The 15,642-nt window shown below is 69.2% G+C and carries 16 protein-coding genes; 15 read left to right on the top strand and 1 reads right to left on the bottom strand.

Annotated elements, in window-relative coordinates:
* The first annotated feature begins 6 nt into the window (after positions 1 to 6).
* Together ACFWH5_RS01095 and ACFWH5_RS01090 are read left to right on the top strand one after the other, a co-directional pair.
* Positions 7 to 1,380: an FAD-dependent oxidoreductase gene (locus tag ACFWH5_RS01095; RefSeq protein WP_378830788.1), complete on the top strand. Its 1,374-nt coding sequence runs from the start codon at positions 7 to 9 to the stop codon at positions 1,378 to 1,380.
* A gap of 295 nt (positions 1,381 to 1,675) precedes the next feature.
* Complete coding sequence (locus ACFWH5_RS01090) at positions 1,676 to 3,112, top strand: serine/threonine-protein kinase (protein ID WP_378830785.1); 1,437 nt, start codon at positions 1,676 to 1,678, stop codon at positions 3,110 to 3,112.
* 56 nt (positions 3,113 to 3,168) lie between these two features.
* Here the strand turns inward: ACFWH5_RS01090 and ACFWH5_RS01085 are convergent, their stop codons facing one another.
* A complete protein-coding gene (locus ACFWH5_RS01085; RefSeq protein ID WP_378830782.1) occupies positions 3,169 to 3,657 on the bottom strand; it encodes a YajQ family cyclic di-GMP-binding protein in 489 nt (162 codons plus the stop codon).
* Between the two features lie 154 nt (positions 3,658 to 3,811).
* On the opposite strand from ACFWH5_RS01085, the gene ACFWH5_RS01080 reads away from it, so the two are divergent.
* From ACFWH5_RS01080 to ACFWH5_RS01020, 13 genes are all read left to right on the top strand, one after another.
* Entirely contained in the window at positions 3,812 to 5,701 is a 1,890-nt protein-coding gene (locus tag ACFWH5_RS01080; RefSeq protein ID WP_378830780.1) for a glycoside hydrolase family 13 protein, read from the top strand.
* A 57-nt stretch (positions 5,702 to 5,758) separates the two neighbouring features.
* On the top strand, positions 5,759 to 6,880 hold the full coding sequence (locus tag ACFWH5_RS01075) for a DUF4232 domain-containing protein (protein WP_378830777.1): 1,122 nt from the start codon (positions 5,759 to 5,761) through the stop codon (positions 6,878 to 6,880).
* A gap of 67 nt (positions 6,881 to 6,947) precedes the next feature.
* The gene (locus ACFWH5_RS01070; RefSeq protein ID WP_378830775.1) at positions 6,948 to 7,280 is read left to right on the top strand and encodes a PadR family transcriptional regulator; all 333 of its coding nucleotides are present in this window, start codon (positions 6,948 to 6,950) and stop codon (positions 7,278 to 7,280) included.
* Entirely contained in the window at positions 7,277 to 7,921 is a 645-nt protein-coding gene (locus ACFWH5_RS01065) for an HAAS signaling domain-containing protein (protein WP_378830773.1), read from the top strand. Before ACFWH5_RS01070 ends, ACFWH5_RS01065 begins: the two co-directional genes overlap by 4 nt.
* Before the next feature lie 36 nt (positions 7,922 to 7,957).
* On the top strand, positions 7,958 to 8,116 hold the full coding sequence (locus ACFWH5_RS01060) for a hypothetical protein (protein WP_378830770.1): 159 nt from the start codon (positions 7,958 to 7,960) through the stop codon (positions 8,114 to 8,116).
* Between the two features lie 106 nt (positions 8,117 to 8,222).
* Complete coding sequence (locus ACFWH5_RS01055; protein WP_378830768.1) at positions 8,223 to 9,299, top strand: ABC transporter; 1,077 nt, start codon at positions 8,223 to 8,225, stop codon at positions 9,297 to 9,299.
* A gap of 37 nt (positions 9,300 to 9,336) precedes the next feature.
* Positions 9,337 to 9,828, top strand: coding sequence for a hypothetical protein (locus tag ACFWH5_RS01050; protein WP_378830766.1), 492 nt, complete (start codon positions 9,337 to 9,339; stop codon positions 9,826 to 9,828).
* Positions 9,829 to 9,882: 54 nt separating this feature from the next.
* Positions 9,883 to 10,530 (top strand): spermidine/putrescine ABC transporter substrate-binding protein, encoded by a 648-nt coding sequence (locus ACFWH5_RS01045; RefSeq protein ID WP_378830764.1) that lies wholly within the window; start codon positions 9,883 to 9,885, stop codon positions 10,528 to 10,530.
* Between the two features lie 238 nt (positions 10,531 to 10,768).
* Entirely contained in the window at positions 10,769 to 11,137 is a 369-nt protein-coding gene (gene rpsL, locus ACFWH5_RS01040; protein WP_091703622.1) for a 30S ribosomal protein S12, read from the top strand.
* A gap of 5 nt (positions 11,138 to 11,142) precedes the next feature.
* On the top strand, positions 11,143 to 11,613 hold the full coding sequence (rpsG, locus tag ACFWH5_RS01035) for a 30S ribosomal protein S7 (RefSeq protein WP_017201608.1): 471 nt from the start codon (positions 11,143 to 11,145) through the stop codon (positions 11,611 to 11,613).
* A gap of 80 nt (positions 11,614 to 11,693) precedes the next feature.
* The gene (gene fusA / locus ACFWH5_RS01030; protein WP_378830760.1) at positions 11,694 to 13,808 is read left to right on the top strand and encodes an elongation factor G; all 2,115 of its coding nucleotides are present in this window, start codon (positions 11,694 to 11,696) and stop codon (positions 13,806 to 13,808) included.
* 167 nt (positions 13,809 to 13,975) lie between these two features.
* Positions 13,976 to 15,169, top strand: a complete 1,194-nt coding sequence (gene tuf / locus ACFWH5_RS01025) for an elongation factor Tu (RefSeq protein ID WP_378830758.1) — start codon at positions 13,976 to 13,978, stop codon at positions 15,167 to 15,169.
* Between the two features lie 222 nt (positions 15,170 to 15,391).
* Entirely contained in the window at positions 15,392 to 15,604 is a 213-nt protein-coding gene (locus ACFWH5_RS01020) for a hypothetical protein (RefSeq protein WP_378830756.1), read from the top strand.
* Positions 15,605 to 15,642 lie beyond the last annotated feature (38 nt).

Here is a 15,642-nt window from a genome sequence, read left to right as displayed (position 1 = left end):
AACCCCATGACGAAGCTCCGGCTGGCCATCGTCGGGGCGGGACCGGCAGGCATCTACGCCGCCGACATCCTGCTCAAGGCCGAGCGCAAGTTCGATGTCTCGATCGACCTGTTCGAGCAGCTGCCCGCTCCGTACGGCCTGGTGCGCTACGGCGTCGCGCCCGACCACCCGCGCATCAAAGGCATCATCAACGCGCTGCGTGACGTCCTCGATCGCGGCGACATCCGCATCTTCGGCAACGTGCGCTTCGGTGAGGACATCACGCTCGACGACCTGAAGCGCCACTACCACGCGGTGATCTTCGCGACCGGTGCCGTGCGCGACGCCCGTCTCGACATCCCCGGCATCGACGCGGTCGGCTCGTACGGCGCCGCCGACTACGTCAGCTGGTTCGACGGGCACCCCGACGTGCCGCGGGAATGGCCGCTGGACGCGGCATCCGTCGGCGTCATCGGCAACGGCAACGTGGCCCTCGACGTCTCGCGCATGCTCGCCAAGCACGCCGAGGACCTGCTGGTCACCGAGGTGCCCGACAACGTGTACCAGGGTCTCAAGGCCAGCGCCGTCACCGACGTGCACGTGTTCGGGCGGCGCGGCCCCGCCCAGGTGAAGTTCACGCCCCTCGAGCTGCGCGAGCTCGGCGAACTGCGCGACGTCGACATGGTGGTCTACGACGAGGACTTCGAGTACGACGCCGTGTCACGGGATGCGGTGTCCAGCAACAAGCAGGTCATGGTGATCGACCGCATCCTGCAGTCGTGGCGCAAGCTCGACTCGGTGAACAACGCCGGAGGGACGGCATCCCGTCGCCTGCACCTGCACTTCTGGGCCAAGCCCGTCGAGGTGCGCACCGACGAGAACGGTCGCGTCGCCGCGCTCGTCTACGAGCGCACCAGGTCCGACGACGCCGGCGGCATCATCGGCACGGGTGAGCTGCGCGAGGTCCCGATGCAGGCGCTGTACCGTGCCGTCGGGTACTTCGGGTCGCCGCTGCCCGGAGTGCCGTTCGACAAGAAGCACGGCGTCATCCCCAACCGCGAGGGCCAGGCGCTCGAGGCGAAGTCGAACCAGCGGGTCCCCGGCATCTACGCCACCGGCTGGATCAAGCGCGGACCGGTGGGTCTCATCGGTCACACCAAGTCCGACGCGATGGAGACCGTGCGCCACCTCATCAACGACCAGGGTTCGTGGTGGCAGCCGGAGCAGCCGTCCGAGGCGGCGATCCCGGCGCTGCTGGAGTCCCGCGGGGTGGCCTGGACCGACCTCGAGGGCTGGCACCGACTCGACGAGCACGAGGTCGCGCTGGGCGCACCGCACGAGCGGGCGCGCGTGAAGGTCGTGCCGCGCGACGAGATGGTGCGCATCTCGCGCGGGGAGTGAGCCCAGGCGGCCCACGCGGTCGCGTGTCCCGCTTCCCTCCCGACAGGGCGAATCCGTGATCCGCACCGGGTGGGCCGCATCTTCGCCCTGCATGACGCACGCGGCGCTGTCAAGGCCGCTGCCACCACGGTGATCTCGGCATAACGTGGAGCACCGTCGCCCGGTTCCCGGGAATCGCCCGGTTTCGGAGATGCGGTCGACGGGAAGGACTGCGATGACACCGGAGGACCCGCCTCCGACAGAGGCGATGCTGGACGGCCGATACCGCCTCGGAGAATGCGTGGGCGAAGGCGGCATGGCCCGCGTGTACCGCGGCGAGGACATCATCCTCGGCCGCACGGTGGCCATCAAGATGATCCGCCCGACGGTCGACAGCACGACGACGCCGGAGCGAGCACGCAGCGAGACGACCGTGCTCGCCTCGCTCAACCACCCGTCGCTCGTGACGCTGTTCGACGCGCGCCTCGTTCCCGGCCAGCCCGAGTACATGGTCATGGAGTTCGTCGACGGCCCCACCCTGAGCGACCGGCTGGCGCAGGGGGCGATGCCCGCCGACGAGCTCGCGCACATCGCCGCGGATCTCGCCGAGGCGCTCCACGTCGTCCACAGTGCGGGCGTGGTGCATCGAGACATCAAGCCGTCGAATGTGCTGCTGTCGCCGTCGCAGCTGCCCGGCGGGCGCTGCCGGGCCAAGCTGGCGGACTTCGGGATCGCGTGGCTGCTCGACACGGCGCGAGTGACGGCGCCGGGCATCGTGATCGGCACGGCGGCGTACCTGGCACCGGAGCAGGTGCGGGGCGCACAGCCGTCGCCGGCCGCGGACATCTACTCCCTCGGGCTCGTGCTGCTCGAGGCGCTCACGGGTGCCCGCGCGTATCCCCAGGCGGAAGGCGTCGGCGCTGCACTGGCCCGGCTCAGCAGCCCTCCCGTCATTCCGGAGTCGGTCGGGCCGGCCTGGACTCATCTGCTGACGCGAATGACCAGCATCGAACCGGAACGGCGGCCCACCGCCGCGGAGGTCGCCCTCGCGGCTTCCGAACTCGCGTCGGGGGCCGGCGGCGGGCGGGCCGGCGCTCTCTCGGCCTCCGCCGCGGAACCGACCGTGCCTGAAGCAGCGCTCGCGGCGCCGGCATCCGCCACGGCATCGACCGTGCCCGCGGCAGCGCTCGCGGCGTCGACGGCAGCCGCGGCGTCCCCCATGTCGGACACGAGACGCACGCGTCCCCTCCCTGCCGTGACCACCGGCGCCGGAGGAGGAGCGTCCGATGCCTCGCGTCGGCGGCGCAGGACCATGGTCGGAGGGTGGCTCACCGCGGCGGCGGCCATCGCGATCGCCGTGGGCGTCTGGGCGGCGGGGATCGCCGGGGCGCCATCCCCGGATCCCGCCGTCACGCCCGTGACCGAGCAGTCCGTCGCACCGGATCCGTCATCCACTGCCCCGACGGATGCCGAGACGGTGGACGACGGCGCCGTGCCGGGCGACACGGCCGTGCAGCCGGTCGACGACGGCAAGGGCGAGTCGAAGGAGCAGCAGAAGGCGGCCGAGAAAGCGGAGAAGGCCGCCGAGAAGGCGGCGGAGAAGGCTCGGCGGGATGCGGAGAAGGCGCAGAAGGACGCCGAGAAGGCCGCAGAAGAGGAGCGGAAGCAGGACGAGAAGGCGCAGGAAGAGGCCGACGACGAGGAAGCGTCGCCGGTGCCGTCGCCGGAGCCGACGGAGACCCCGACGGGCTGACCGCGTTGGTGGTGTCGTGCACGGAAGCCGACGACGGCTCCTGCTCCGCGCCGGCGCTAGCGGTAGTTGATGAACTGAAGGTCGATGTCGAGATCGCTGCCCTTGAGCAGGGCGATCACGGCCTGCAGGTCGTCGCGGCTCTTCGATTGCACGCGCAGCTCATCGCCCTGGATCTGGCTCTTCACGCCTTTCGGACCCTCGTCGCGGATGATCTTGCCGATCTTCTTCGCGTTCTCGCTCGAGATGCCGTCCTTGAGCGTCGAGACGATGCGGTACTCCTTGCCGCTGGCGACGGGATCGCCCGACTCCAGGCTCTTCAGCGAGATGCCGCGCTTGATGAGCTTCGACTGGAACACGTCGAGCACGGCCTTGGCGCGCTCCTCGGAGTTCGCGGTGATCACGATCTGCTCACCGCTCCAGGCGATCGATGCCCCCGTGCCCTTGAAGTCGTAGCGCTGCTCGACCTCCTTGCGGGCCTGGTTGAGGGCGTTGTCGGCCTCCTGGTGATCCACCTTGGAAACGATGTCGAACGAAGAGTCAGCCATGCAGGCCAGTGTAGCGAGCAGCATCGGACGCGTCGTGGCCGAAGCGTGCCAGACTTCCCCACAGAAGAACAATCCAAGGGCTCTGTCATGGCCGTGGCCGTGCAACCACGTCGACGCGCGGCGGGTGCACCGCCGACCTCACGAAAGGCCGGACATGTCCGTTCTGTTTCCCCATCACGACGGCTCGGGGCTTTACGTCTCGAACGACGCTCCCGTGCTCGGCGAGACCGTGACCGTGCGGCTGCGCGTGCCCGCCGGCTACGGCCCGCTCGCCGCCGTGCGCACACGGTCCAACCCGGATCACGAGCCGGAGTGGACGGATGCCGCGCTCATCGGGTCGGCCGACGGCTGGGACTGGTGGCAGGCGCCGGTCACCGTCCGCAACCCGCGCCACGGCTACCGCTTCGTCCTCGTGCACGAGGACGGTCGGGTGGAATGGCTCAACCAGGCAGGCATCCACACGCTGGAGACCCTCGATGCCGAGGACTTCGCGCTGGTCGCGAACCCGGCGCCGCCGGCGTGGCTGCGGGATGCGGTGATGTACCAGGTGTTCCCCGACCGGTTCGCGCGGTCAGCCGAGGCCGATCAGCATCCGACCCCCGAGTGGGCGATCCCGGCCGCGTGGGACGACCCGGTCGACCCCGTCATGCCAGGCCGCACGCAGCAGTACTACGGCGGCGACATCCCCGGCATCATCGAGCGTCTCGATCACCTCGTCGACCTCGGCGTGAACCTGCTCTATCTGACGCCCGTCTTCCCCGCGGCATCCAACCACCGCTACGACGCCGCCGGCTTCGATTCGATCGACCCGCTCCTCGGCGGCGACGAGGCGTACATCCGGCTGATCGAGCAGGCGCACGCCCGCGGCATCCGGGTGATCGGCGATCTCACCAGCAATCACTCCGGCGACCGGCACGAGTGGTTCCGGCAGGCGCTCGGCAACCCCGGAGCCGAGACCGAGAGCTACTACTACTTCACGGATGCGGAGAACACGCGATACGAGTCGTGGCTGGGCACGCCGACGCTGCCGAAGTTCGACTGGGCGTCCGAGGCGCTGCGCGAGCGCTTCATCACCGGCGACGACTCGGTCGTGGCGAAATGGCTGAAGCCGCCGTACGCGATCGACGGGTGGCGCATCGACGTGGCGAACATGACGGGCAGGCTGGGCGAGGTCGACCTCAACGCCGACGTCCGCCGGCTTCTGCGCGAGACGATGCTGCGCATCAATTCCGACGCGATCCTGCTGGGCGAATCGACCAACGACGCCGTCAGTGACCTGCAGGGCGACGGCTGGCACGGGGCGATGACCTACCCCTCCTTCACCCGCCCGCTGTGGGGATGGCTCAGCGAGCCGACCGGAGAGCCCTACCTCACCGCCGAAGGCGAGGAGCGGACGGAGCCCTGGTTCTTCGGGCAGCCGATCGGAGGCATCCCGCGTTACACGGCGCGCGAGTTCGTGGATGCCGTCACGCGGTTCACCTCCGGCATCCCGTGGCGTGTCCGGCTCGGCAACATGCAGCCGCTTGACACCCACGACACCGGCCGCTTCGCCACCAACGCCGCGCCGGGCGCCGTGCCCGTGGCGGTCGGTCTGTCGATGACGCTGCCGGGTGTGCCGGTGGTGTTCGCCGGCGACGAGTTCGGACTGACGGGCGCCGACGGCGAGTCCAGCCGCACCCCGATGCCGTGGTCGCGGCAGACCGAGCCGGAGTTGGCCGAGCATCTCGCGATGTACCGCGAGCTGGTCGGGTTGCGCCGCGCCCATCCCGTGCTCGGCTCCGGCAGCCTTCGTTGGCTGCACGTCGACGAGGAGACCGTCGTGTTCGTGCGCGAGGGAGCGGACGAGAGCGTGCTCGTGCTCGCGACACGCGGGGGAGCGGATGCCGAGTTGACGCCCGGCGCCCTGCCCTGCGCCGAGCGAGCACAGGCGCTGTACGGTGATGCCACGCTCGCGGTGGCATCCGACGGCGCGGTGGCGCTCGCCGCCGACGGCCCCGCTTTCGCGGCTTGGAGTCTGCCCGGCGTGCGCATGCCCGCCGCCTGACTCCGCGTCCTGCGGCTGCGGCGGTGCGCGTGAGAGACTCCCACCGGAGGGGGAGCGATGAGACGACGTCTTGCCGGGGGAGCCGTGCTCGCCGTGCTGTGGATCGCGTGCGGTTGGATCTCGTTCGGGATGCTGCGCGCCGGAGGGAGCATCGCGACGCTGGGCGAACTGGTGCCGTCGCCGATGGCCAGGGGCGTCTTCGGATCGCCACCCGCATGGGCGGTGCTCGTGCAGTGCCTGACGGTGATCGCAGTCGTGACCGGCTTCGCGCTCATCTCCTTCTGGTTCGCACGCGGCGGCCGGACGACATTCGCCACCGGGTGGATCACCGCCGTGCTCATCGGCTTCGGAATCGGCGCCGCGCTCGATCTGGGCAGCTTCTTCGCCTGGCTGGGCGACTTCGGCGTCCGCGGTGCGCTGCGCACGATGGGCGCCACCCAGGTCACCGCCTGGTGGGCGGTGACCCTCGGTTGGATCCCTGCGCTCGTCGCGCGTGAGCCTGGGGACTCGCGGCGCGCAGCGGATGCCCCGCCAGGGCGCTCGCCATGGTTCGTGGTCGCGCTGATCGCGGCCGCGTCGCTGATCGCGCTACCGATCGCAGCGGAGGCGGGCCATGACGCTACGCAGCAGCAGCTGCGTGTGGACCAGGCGCAGGCCGAGGCTGCCGTGGACCCCGACGGCGCGGCTCCGGCCGATCCCGACGCCCCTGGAGTGCCGGTTCCGAGCGCGGCGCCGGCAGACGGACCCTCGGCCGATGGCGCCTGCACCGCTCGGACGACCACGATCATGACGCCGCCGCCGGACGCTGCCACGGGCCATCGCGGGCAGGTGCTCCAGCTGGTGAACACCTCGGACGCGTCGTGCACGCTCGACGGGTATCCGGATGTCGCCTACGGCGACCAGAACGGTCACCTGCTCGACGTGGCGATCGATCACGGCGGCTCGTTCATGGCGCAGGATCCCGGACCGGAGTCCCTCACCCTGCAGCCCGGAGACAGCGCTTTCGCCGCCATCGGCTGGGACGCGAACTCCATGCACGGGCAGCTCGTCGCGAGCACCGTCTGGGTCGCGGTGCGCCCGGGCGAAGCCCGGCTGAGCTGGGACATGAGGCTCGACATCGTCCCCGGGGTGACGGTGCACGTCACCGCGTGGCAGTTCGGCTCGTCGGCGGCCGGATGACGGGCGGCTCGCAGGAGCCGACTGCCGTCACTTGTCGTATCTTGCATGACACGGTAGCTTGTCATGCATGGCAGTCGACGTCGGAGCGCAGATGCGCAAAGGGGTGGTCGAGTACTGCGTGCTCGGCCTGCTCGCGCGCGAGCCGATGTACGGCTGGCAGCTCGCCGACGCGCTCACCGCAACCGGGCTGATCGCCAGCATCGGCACCCTGTATCCGCTGCTCGGGCGGCTACGCGACAACGGATGGGTGACCACGTTCGATCAGCCGTCGGAGGCGGGGCCGGTGCGCCGGTACTACCTGCTCACGGATGCCGGAACAGCACAGCTCGCGCAGTTCCGGTCGCAGTGGCAGCCGTTCGCCCGAACCGTCTCATCGCTCGTGGGAGAGGAACGATCATGATCACCGCAGCCGCCGAATACCTCACCCGACTCGATGCCGCCCTGCGCGACGTGCCGCACGGGATCGCCTCGGACATCCGCGCCGGGATCGCCGAGGAGCTCTCGAGCCTCGAGTCGGATGCCGCGCAGGCGCGCATCGCGCAGCTCGGCGATCCGGAGCAGATCGCCCGTGAGGTGATGGATGCCGCGGGGCAGGCGACGCCGGTGGCCGTGCCCGGTTCACAGGCGCCGCGCGTGCCGCTGACCCGGACGCGCGGATTCGCCATCGCCGCCGCGATCACGCTGGGCGCCGGCGGGTTCGTCGTGCCGATCGTCGGCTGGTTCGCCGGCGTGGTGATGGTGCTCATGAGCGCGATGTGGCGAACGTGGGAGAAGCTCGTCGCCGTGCTGCTGCCCTTCGTGACGATCGCGCTGGTGATCGCGGCTTCCGTGTTGTCGGCAGCGGTTGCGGCCGAAAGCGGCGGGGGATCCGGCGAGTTCGCCGCGCCGGGCGCGAACCCTCTCGTGCCGACGTGGTACGACGTCGGTCTGATGGGCTGGCACTCCGCCATCCTCGTCGGCTTCGTACTGGTCCCGGTCTCCGGGCTCTGGCTTCTCTGGCGCCTGCGCGGGCGCACTCCGCTCGACACGACACGTGCCTGACCGTCACGGCGCGCGGGCTGGCTTACCCTCGGTGTCATGAGGGCACGAGTGGGCGGGCGCAGCCCGGCGATCAGCTGGATCGTCGGCGTCCTGTGCGCCGCCGTGGTGGGTGCGCTGCTGTGGCTCTCGCTGCCCGCGGGGCCGGGTGTGCTCACCGTGATCGGCGTTCTCCTGGACGGAACGGTGCCCCGCTGAGACCCGACTCGCCGCTAGCATCCCGGCGACACGTCGGCAAGCCTCCCTCGCCGGGGTTCACGCGGGCGTTACCCTCACTGTGCACCCATTCAGGAGAGGCGACCCCATGAGCGACCCCGAGGTTCCCAAGAACGAGCAGCCGCACGACGTCGACCACGTCGTGGGCAGCGCCAACGAGGGTCTCGACGCCGCCGCCGCGGCCCGAGCCGATGTTCCCGGCACCGACGAGCCGGCCGTCGACGCACCCGCGACCGAAGAATCGCCCGCCGCAAGCAACCCGGTCGACGACCGCGCCGCAGCCGACCACGACGCCGATCTGGCCGCGTTCGAAGCTGCCGAGCGCGAGCACCCCGGTACCTTCGGCGGTTCGGATGCCGCAGACGACACCGCCACCCGCCAGGCGCCCGCGGCCGATGACGCGCCCGTGACGACCGCGGCCGCGGCGACCCGGGCCGCGTCGGTCGCGGATGAAGATCGCTTCGCGCAGTACGAGCGCTCTGCCGAGTACGACCGGCCTGCGGAGCACGAGCCGAACGTGGCGGATACCGCCTACGGAGCCCCCGATGCCGCGGCCGAGACCCGCGTCGTGCCGGCCGAGCCGACCGTCGTCGCCGCGCCGCAGCCGATCTTCGTGCAGGCGCCCGAGCCGCCGCGGGAACTCGGCAATCGCGGTGCGGCCGGCGCCATCGGCCTCGTGGCGGCCGTCGCCTTCGGCATCCTCTATCTCGGCGCGATCCTCGGCTTCGGCGCCCTCGCCGGAGACGTCACCGGCGAGAACATCGGCGACGCTGCCCTCGCACCGCTGACCACCTGGTCGTTCTGGGTGCCCGTGGTCGTGTTCTTCCTGGCGTTCTGGCTGCTCGGTGCGTTCATCAACCGCGGACGCTGGGGCAAATGGGTCATCTTCGGCCTGCTCGTCGGCGCCGCCGCCTATGGTGGCCACATCCTCGGACAGCTCTTCCAGGAGCCGTTCTGGCGTGTCACCGCCAGCGAGTCGGCAGAGCTCGTCAACGAGCAGCTGCTCGCGCCGCTCGCGATCGCCGCCTTCATCTTCGGGCGCGAGCTGACCATCTGGTTCGGCGCATGGGTCGCGCGCAGCGGCGCACGCAAGAAGGTGCTGAACGCCGAGGCGCAGGCGGAATACGAGCGCACGCTCGAAGCAGGGCCCGCCGCTCTGCGCTGAGCCGCCCGCCGCTCTGCGCGGAGCGTAGAGTGACGACATGACCATCCGAGACCCCCGCGGCGATCAGCCGGCGGGGGTCTCGGCCGTCCTGGCCCTGGTCATCGGCGCCGCGTGCTTCCTGTCGCTGGCGATCCTCGGGCTTGGCATGCTCAGTTACTTCGCCGACGTCGACATCGTCTCGGTGCCAGGGCTCAGCGTGTGGCCGGGGATCAGCGGGATGGCCGCCGCCGTCCTGCTGTTCGCCGCGGTGCTGCGACCGGTGCTCTCGCAGCCGCATCCGTCGTTCCGGCCGGTCCTGATCATCGGGCTCGCGGCGGCGCTCGTGCACCTGGCGGTGGTGTGGCTGGGCGCGCTCGTTACCGGCGTGGGCCTCGTGCATGCGGCGGCGGCGGCGTCGCAGCTCGTCGTGAGCGGGGCCAGTCTCGTGCTGCTGATCACCGCCGTCGCCGGCGCGTGGATCGCGATCGCGCTGCGTCGGACCAGCGCCTCCGCCCCGCACTGGCCGTGGGAGCGCACCGACGAGGAGTGACGCAACGGCGGCGCCCTGCAGACTGCGCGGGCTCCGCGGCCGTACGCTGTATGCGTGGAGCGCTCGCTGGAGACGCAGGTGAGCCAGGCCGTCGAGGCCTGGCTGCGCTGGGTGCCCCGCTGGGAGCCGGCCACCCACCGCGGAAGGGTCGCACCCTGCCGCCGCTGCCTCGGCTCGCCGATCCTGTCTGCGGCGGGCATCGGCGCGAACGTGCCGCACGGCGTGCAGCACGGCCTGTCGACCCGCATCAAGACGATCGTCGATCACGCCGTCGCGGAGTACACCGCGCGGAACCTGCCGATGCTGCAGGCCGAACTCGACCAGCAGGCGGCACGCAACAGGGCTCGCGCGTATCGGCCGGCCGAGGGGCTCGATCCGGAGTACGAGGGGATGCCGCTCGACCCCGACCCGGTGCCGGGGGCACCGTTCCTGTTCACCGTCGCAGGCATGGCCGACGAGGCGGTCGCGGCGCTTCCGCCGCTTCCGCCGCTGAGCGAGGACGAGAAGGCGGCCCTGCGGCAGGAGGTCGCCCTCGCCGACGAATACGCCAACCTGGTCGGTCGAGAGATCTGCGGACTGCTGCTGCGGCACCGGCTGAGCGTGCAGGCCGCCATCTCGCAGTACGTGGAGCCGCAGATCGAGGCGATGCTGAGCGAACTCAGCGAGGCACTGGACTCCCCGTTCGATCCGGACACGCCGTGACCGGCGGGCGGATGCCGCGTAGCACAGCATCCGCCGCTTTCATTTGACCGCCACGGTTACGCGGCATTACACTTGATCGGGTGTGCGCACGACCGTGTGCGCTCGCTGGGCGCCGGCACCGCCGGTTCCGCCCCCACGGCATACCCACCACACCAAAGGCACAGCGGTTCCGCTGTGCCGGTGGGTCATGATGTGAAACCCATCAGGCTGTCACCGTGCAGCGCTATTAGGAGAGAACGTGCCAACTATTCAGCAGTTGGTTCGCAAGGGACGTTCGCCCAAGGTCGCCAAGACCAAGGCACCCGCCCTGAAGTCGAACCCTCAGCAGGCCGGCGTGTGCACCCGTGTGTACACCACCACCCCGAAGAAGCCGAACTCGGCGATGCGCAAGGTCGCCCGTGTGAAGCTCCGCAACGGCACCGAGGTCACCGCCTACATCCCCGGTGAGGGCCACAACCTGCAGGAGCACTCGCTGGTGCTCGTGCGCGGCGGTCGTGTGAAGGACCTCCCCGGTGTCCGCTACAAGATCGTCCGTGGTGCGCTCGACACCCAGGCCGTCAAGAACCGCAAGCAGGCTCGTTCCCGCTACGGCGCGAAGAAGGGTTGAGTTAGATGCCTCGTAAGGGACCCGCCCCGAAGCGCCCCGTCGTCAACGACCCGGTCTACGGCGCTCCGATCGTCACCTCGCTGGTGAACAAGATCCTCGTCGACGGCAAGAAGTCGCTCGCCGAGTCGATCGTCTACGGCGCCCTCCGCGGCGTCGAGGCGAAGAACGGCCAGGACGCCGTCGCCACGCTCAAGAAGGCGCTCGACAACGTGCGCCCCACCCTCGAGGTCCGCAGCCGCCGCGTCGGCGGCTCGACCTACCAGGTGCCGGTCGAGGTCAAGCCGCACCGCGCGAACACCCTCGCGCTGCGCTGGCTGGTCAGCTACGCGAAGGGTCGTCGTGAGAAGACGATGACCGAGCGCCTGCAGAACGAGATCCTCGACGCGTCGAACGGCCTGGGTGCCGCGGTCAAGCGCCGCGAGGACACCCACAAGATGGCCGAGTCGAACCGCGCCTTCGCTCACTACCGCTGGTAATGGGCAGAGCGGATGCCGCCACCCGCGGCATCCGCTCCCACACACTCTGATCGTTCCTGAACCATCCCGGAGGAACCCCCGTGGCACAAGAAGTGCTCACCGACCTGAGCAAGGTCCGCAACATCGGCATCATGGCGCACATCGATGCCGGCAAGACCACCACCACCGAGCGCATCCTGTTCTACACGGGTGTGAACCACAAGCTCGGCGAGACCCACGACGGCGCTTCGACGACCGACTGGATGGAGCAGGAGAAGGAGCGCGGCATCACGATCACGTCGGCCGCCGTGACCTGCTTCTGGAACAAGAACCAGATCAACATCATCGACACCCCCGGCCACGTCGACTTCACGGTCGAGGTGGAGCGTTCGCTCCGCGTGCTTGACGGTGCGGTCGCCGTCTTCGACGGCAAGGAGGGCGTCGAGCCCCAGTCCGAGACCGTGTGGCGCCAGGCCGACAAGTACAACGTGCCCCGCATCTGCTTCGTCAACAAGATGGACAAGCTGGGCGCCGACTTCTACTACACCGTCGACACCATCGTGAACCGCCTCGGCGCGAAGCCGCTCGTGCTGCAGCTGCCGATCGGTGCCGAGAACGACTTCGTCGGCGTCGTCGACCTCATCGAGATGCGCGCCCTGGTGTGGCCCGGCGATGCCAAGGGTGACGTGACGATGGGCGCCTCGTACGAGGTGCAGGACATCCCCGCCGACCTCAAGGACAAGGCCGAGGAGTACCGCCAGCAGCTCCTCGAGACCGTCGCCGAGACCGACGACGCGCTGCTCGAGAAGTTCTTCGGCGGCGAGGAGCTCACCATCCCCGAGATCAAGGGCGCGATCCGCAAGCTCGTGGTCGCGAACGAGATCTACCCGGTGCTCTGCGGCTCGGCGTTCAAGAACCGCGGTGTGCAGCCGATGCTGGACGCCGTCGTCGACTACCTGCCGAACCCCCTCGACGTGGGCGCCATCGAGGCTCACGACCCGAAGGACGAGGAGAAGGTCATCGAGCGTCACCCCGACGCCAACGACCCGTTCTCGGCGCTCGCGTTCAAGGTCGCCGTGCACCCGTTCTTCGGTCGCCTGACCTACGTGCGCGTGTACTCGGGTCACCTCGACTCCGGCTCGGCCGTGGTCAACTCGACCAAGGGCAAGAAGGAGCGCATCGGAAAGATCTTCCAGATGCACGCCAACAAGGAGAACCCGGTCGACTCGCTGACCGCGGGCAACATCTACGCCGTGATCGGCCTGAAGGACACCACCACCGGTGACACCCTCGCCGACCCGGCCGCCCCGGTCGTCCTCGAATCGATGACGTTCCCCGAGCCGGTCATCGAGGTCGCCATCGAGCCGAAGACCAAGGCCGACCAGGAGAAGCTGGGCACCGCGATCCAGAAGCTGGCCGAAGAGGACCCGACCTTCCGCACCGAGCTCAACCCCGAGACCGGTCAGACGACCATCAAGGGCATGGGCGAGCTGCACCTCGACATCCTCGTGGACCGCATGAAGCGCGAGTTCAAGGTCGAGGCCAACGTCGGAAAGCCGCAGGTCGCGTACCGCGAGACGATCCGCAAGGCCGTCGAGAAGCACGACTACACGCACAAGAAGCAGACCGGTGGTTCGGGTCAGTTCGCGAAGATCCAGTTCAACATCGAGCCGCTCGAGCTGGATGGCGAGAAGACCTACGAGTTCGAGAACGCCGTCACCGGTGGCCGTATCCCGCGCGAGTACATCGGCTCGATCGACGCTGGATTCCAGGACGCGATGAACGTCGGCGTGCTCGCCGGCTACCCGATGGTCGGCGTCAAGGCGACCATCGTCGACGGCGCAGCGCACGATGTCGACTCCTCGGAGATGGCGTTCAAGATCGCCGGCTCCATGGGCTTCAAGGAGGCCGTGCGCCGTGCGAACCCGGTGCTGCTCGAGCCGCTGATGGCCGTCGAGGTCCGTACTCCCGAGGAGTACATGGGCGACGTCATCGGCGACCTGAACTCGCGTCGCGGGCAGATCCAGTCGATGGAGGACGCACAGGGCGTCAAGGTCGTGCGCGCGTCGGTCCCGCTGTCCGAGATGTTCGGCTACATCGGCGACCTGCGCTCGAAGACCTCGGGCCGTGCGGTCTACTCGATGGAGTTCGACAGCTACGCCGAGGTCCCGCGCGCCGTGGCCGACGAGATCGTCCAGAAGACCAAGGGCGAGTAAGCCCTTCATCCCGGATGCCGCGGGCAGGCGGAGTCGTCTCGCCGGCGGCATCCGGGACACCCCACAACTTCACATTCACTCTCTACTAAACTGAGAACCTATCCCGTAGCGAACCGGTCGCAATCCAGTGCCCGGAATCTCTACACGATCGTCCTGAGGAGGACCCAGTGGCCAAGGCCAAGTTCGAGCGGACCAAGCCGCACGTCAACATCGGTACCATCGGGCACGTCGACCACGGCAAGACCACGCTGTCGGCGGCGATCTCGAAGGTGCTCGCCGACACCTACCCGTCGGACACCAACGTCCAGCGTGACTTCGCCTCGATCGACTCGGCGCCCGAAGAGCGTCAGCGCGGTATCACGATCAACATCTCGCACATCGAGTACGAGACCCCGAAGCGTCACTACGCTCACGTCGACGCCCCCGGCCACGCCGACTACGTCAAGAACATGATCACCGGTGCCGCTCAGATGGACGGCGCGATCCTCGTGGTCGCCGCCACCGACGGCCCGATGGCTCAGACCCGTGAGCACGTGCTGCTCGCCAAGCAGGTCGGCGTTCCCTACCTGCTCGTCGCGCTGAACAAGAGCGACATGGTCGACGACGAGGAGATCCTGGAGCTCGTCGAGCTCGAGGTCCGCGAGCTGCTCTCGTCGCAGGGCTTCCCCGGCGACGACGCTCCGGTCGTGCGCGTCTCGGCTCTGAAGGCCCTCGAGGGCGAGCAGAAGTGGGTCGACGCGATCCTCGAGCTCATGCAGGCCGTCGACGACTCCGTGCCGGACCCGGAGCGCGACCGTGACAAGCCGTTCCTGATGCCGATCGAGGACGTCTTCACGATCACCGGTCGTGGCACCGTCGTCACGGGCCGCGCCGAGCGCGGCACCCTCGCCATCAACTCCGAGGTCGAGATCGTCGGCATCCGCCCGACGCAGAAGACCACGGTCACCGGTATCGAGATGTTCCACAAGCAGCTCGACGAGGCATGGGCCGGCGAGAACTGCGGTCTTCTCCTCCGCGGCACCAAGCGCGAGGACGTCGAGCGCGGCCAGGTCGTCGTGAAGCCGGGTTCGATCACCCCGCACACGAAGTTCGAGGGCACCGCGTACATCCTGTCCAAGGACGAGGGTGGCCGTCACAACCCCTTCTACACGAACTACCGCCCGCAGTTCTACTTCCGCACCACCGACGTCACCGGCGTCATCTCGCTGCCCGAGGGCACCGAGATGGTCATGCCCGGCGACACCACCGACATGTCGGTCGAGCTGATCCAGCCGATCGCCATGGAGGAGGGCCTCGGCTTCGCGATCCGTGAGGGTGGCCGCACCGTCGGCGCCGGCACGGTGACCAAGGTCGTCGAGTAAGCACTGCTGCACACAGAGGGGTCGGACCTGCGGGTCCGGCCCCTCTGTCGTTGACCCGGCTCCGCCCCTCGGCATCCGCCCCCTGCGTCGCGCCTCCGCATCCGCCTCGGGCATCGAGAAGTCAGAAACGCGCGTGCATGACGCGCCCTTTCTACTTCTCGGCGGATCGCGTAGAAAAGGAACGAGCGCAGAGAACTGCGTGACGACGACAGGGGAGGCCCCATGGGCATCGACGACATGGTCAACAAGGGCAAGGATCTCTACGAGGAGAACAAGGACAAGATCGCGGAGGCCGTCAAGAGCGAGCAGGCGGAGGACATCAGCGACAGGGTGCTCGACGGCGTCGCGGACTTCGCGAAGAAGATCGCCCCGGGCGCGTCCGACAAGATCGACGAGATCCGCGACAACGCCGACCGGTCGCTCGGCAACGAGTAGTCGCCGACGCGCAGACGTCGAAGGGCGGTGCACCGCGC

Source organism: Microbacterium sp. NPDC058345, from assembly GCF_042723855.1.
Classification (GTDB): domain Bacteria; phylum Actinomycetota; class Actinomycetes; order Actinomycetales; family Microbacteriaceae; genus Microbacterium.
Note: the sequence above shows the minus strand (reverse complement) of the source record. Positions and strands in the feature narration are given on the sequence as shown.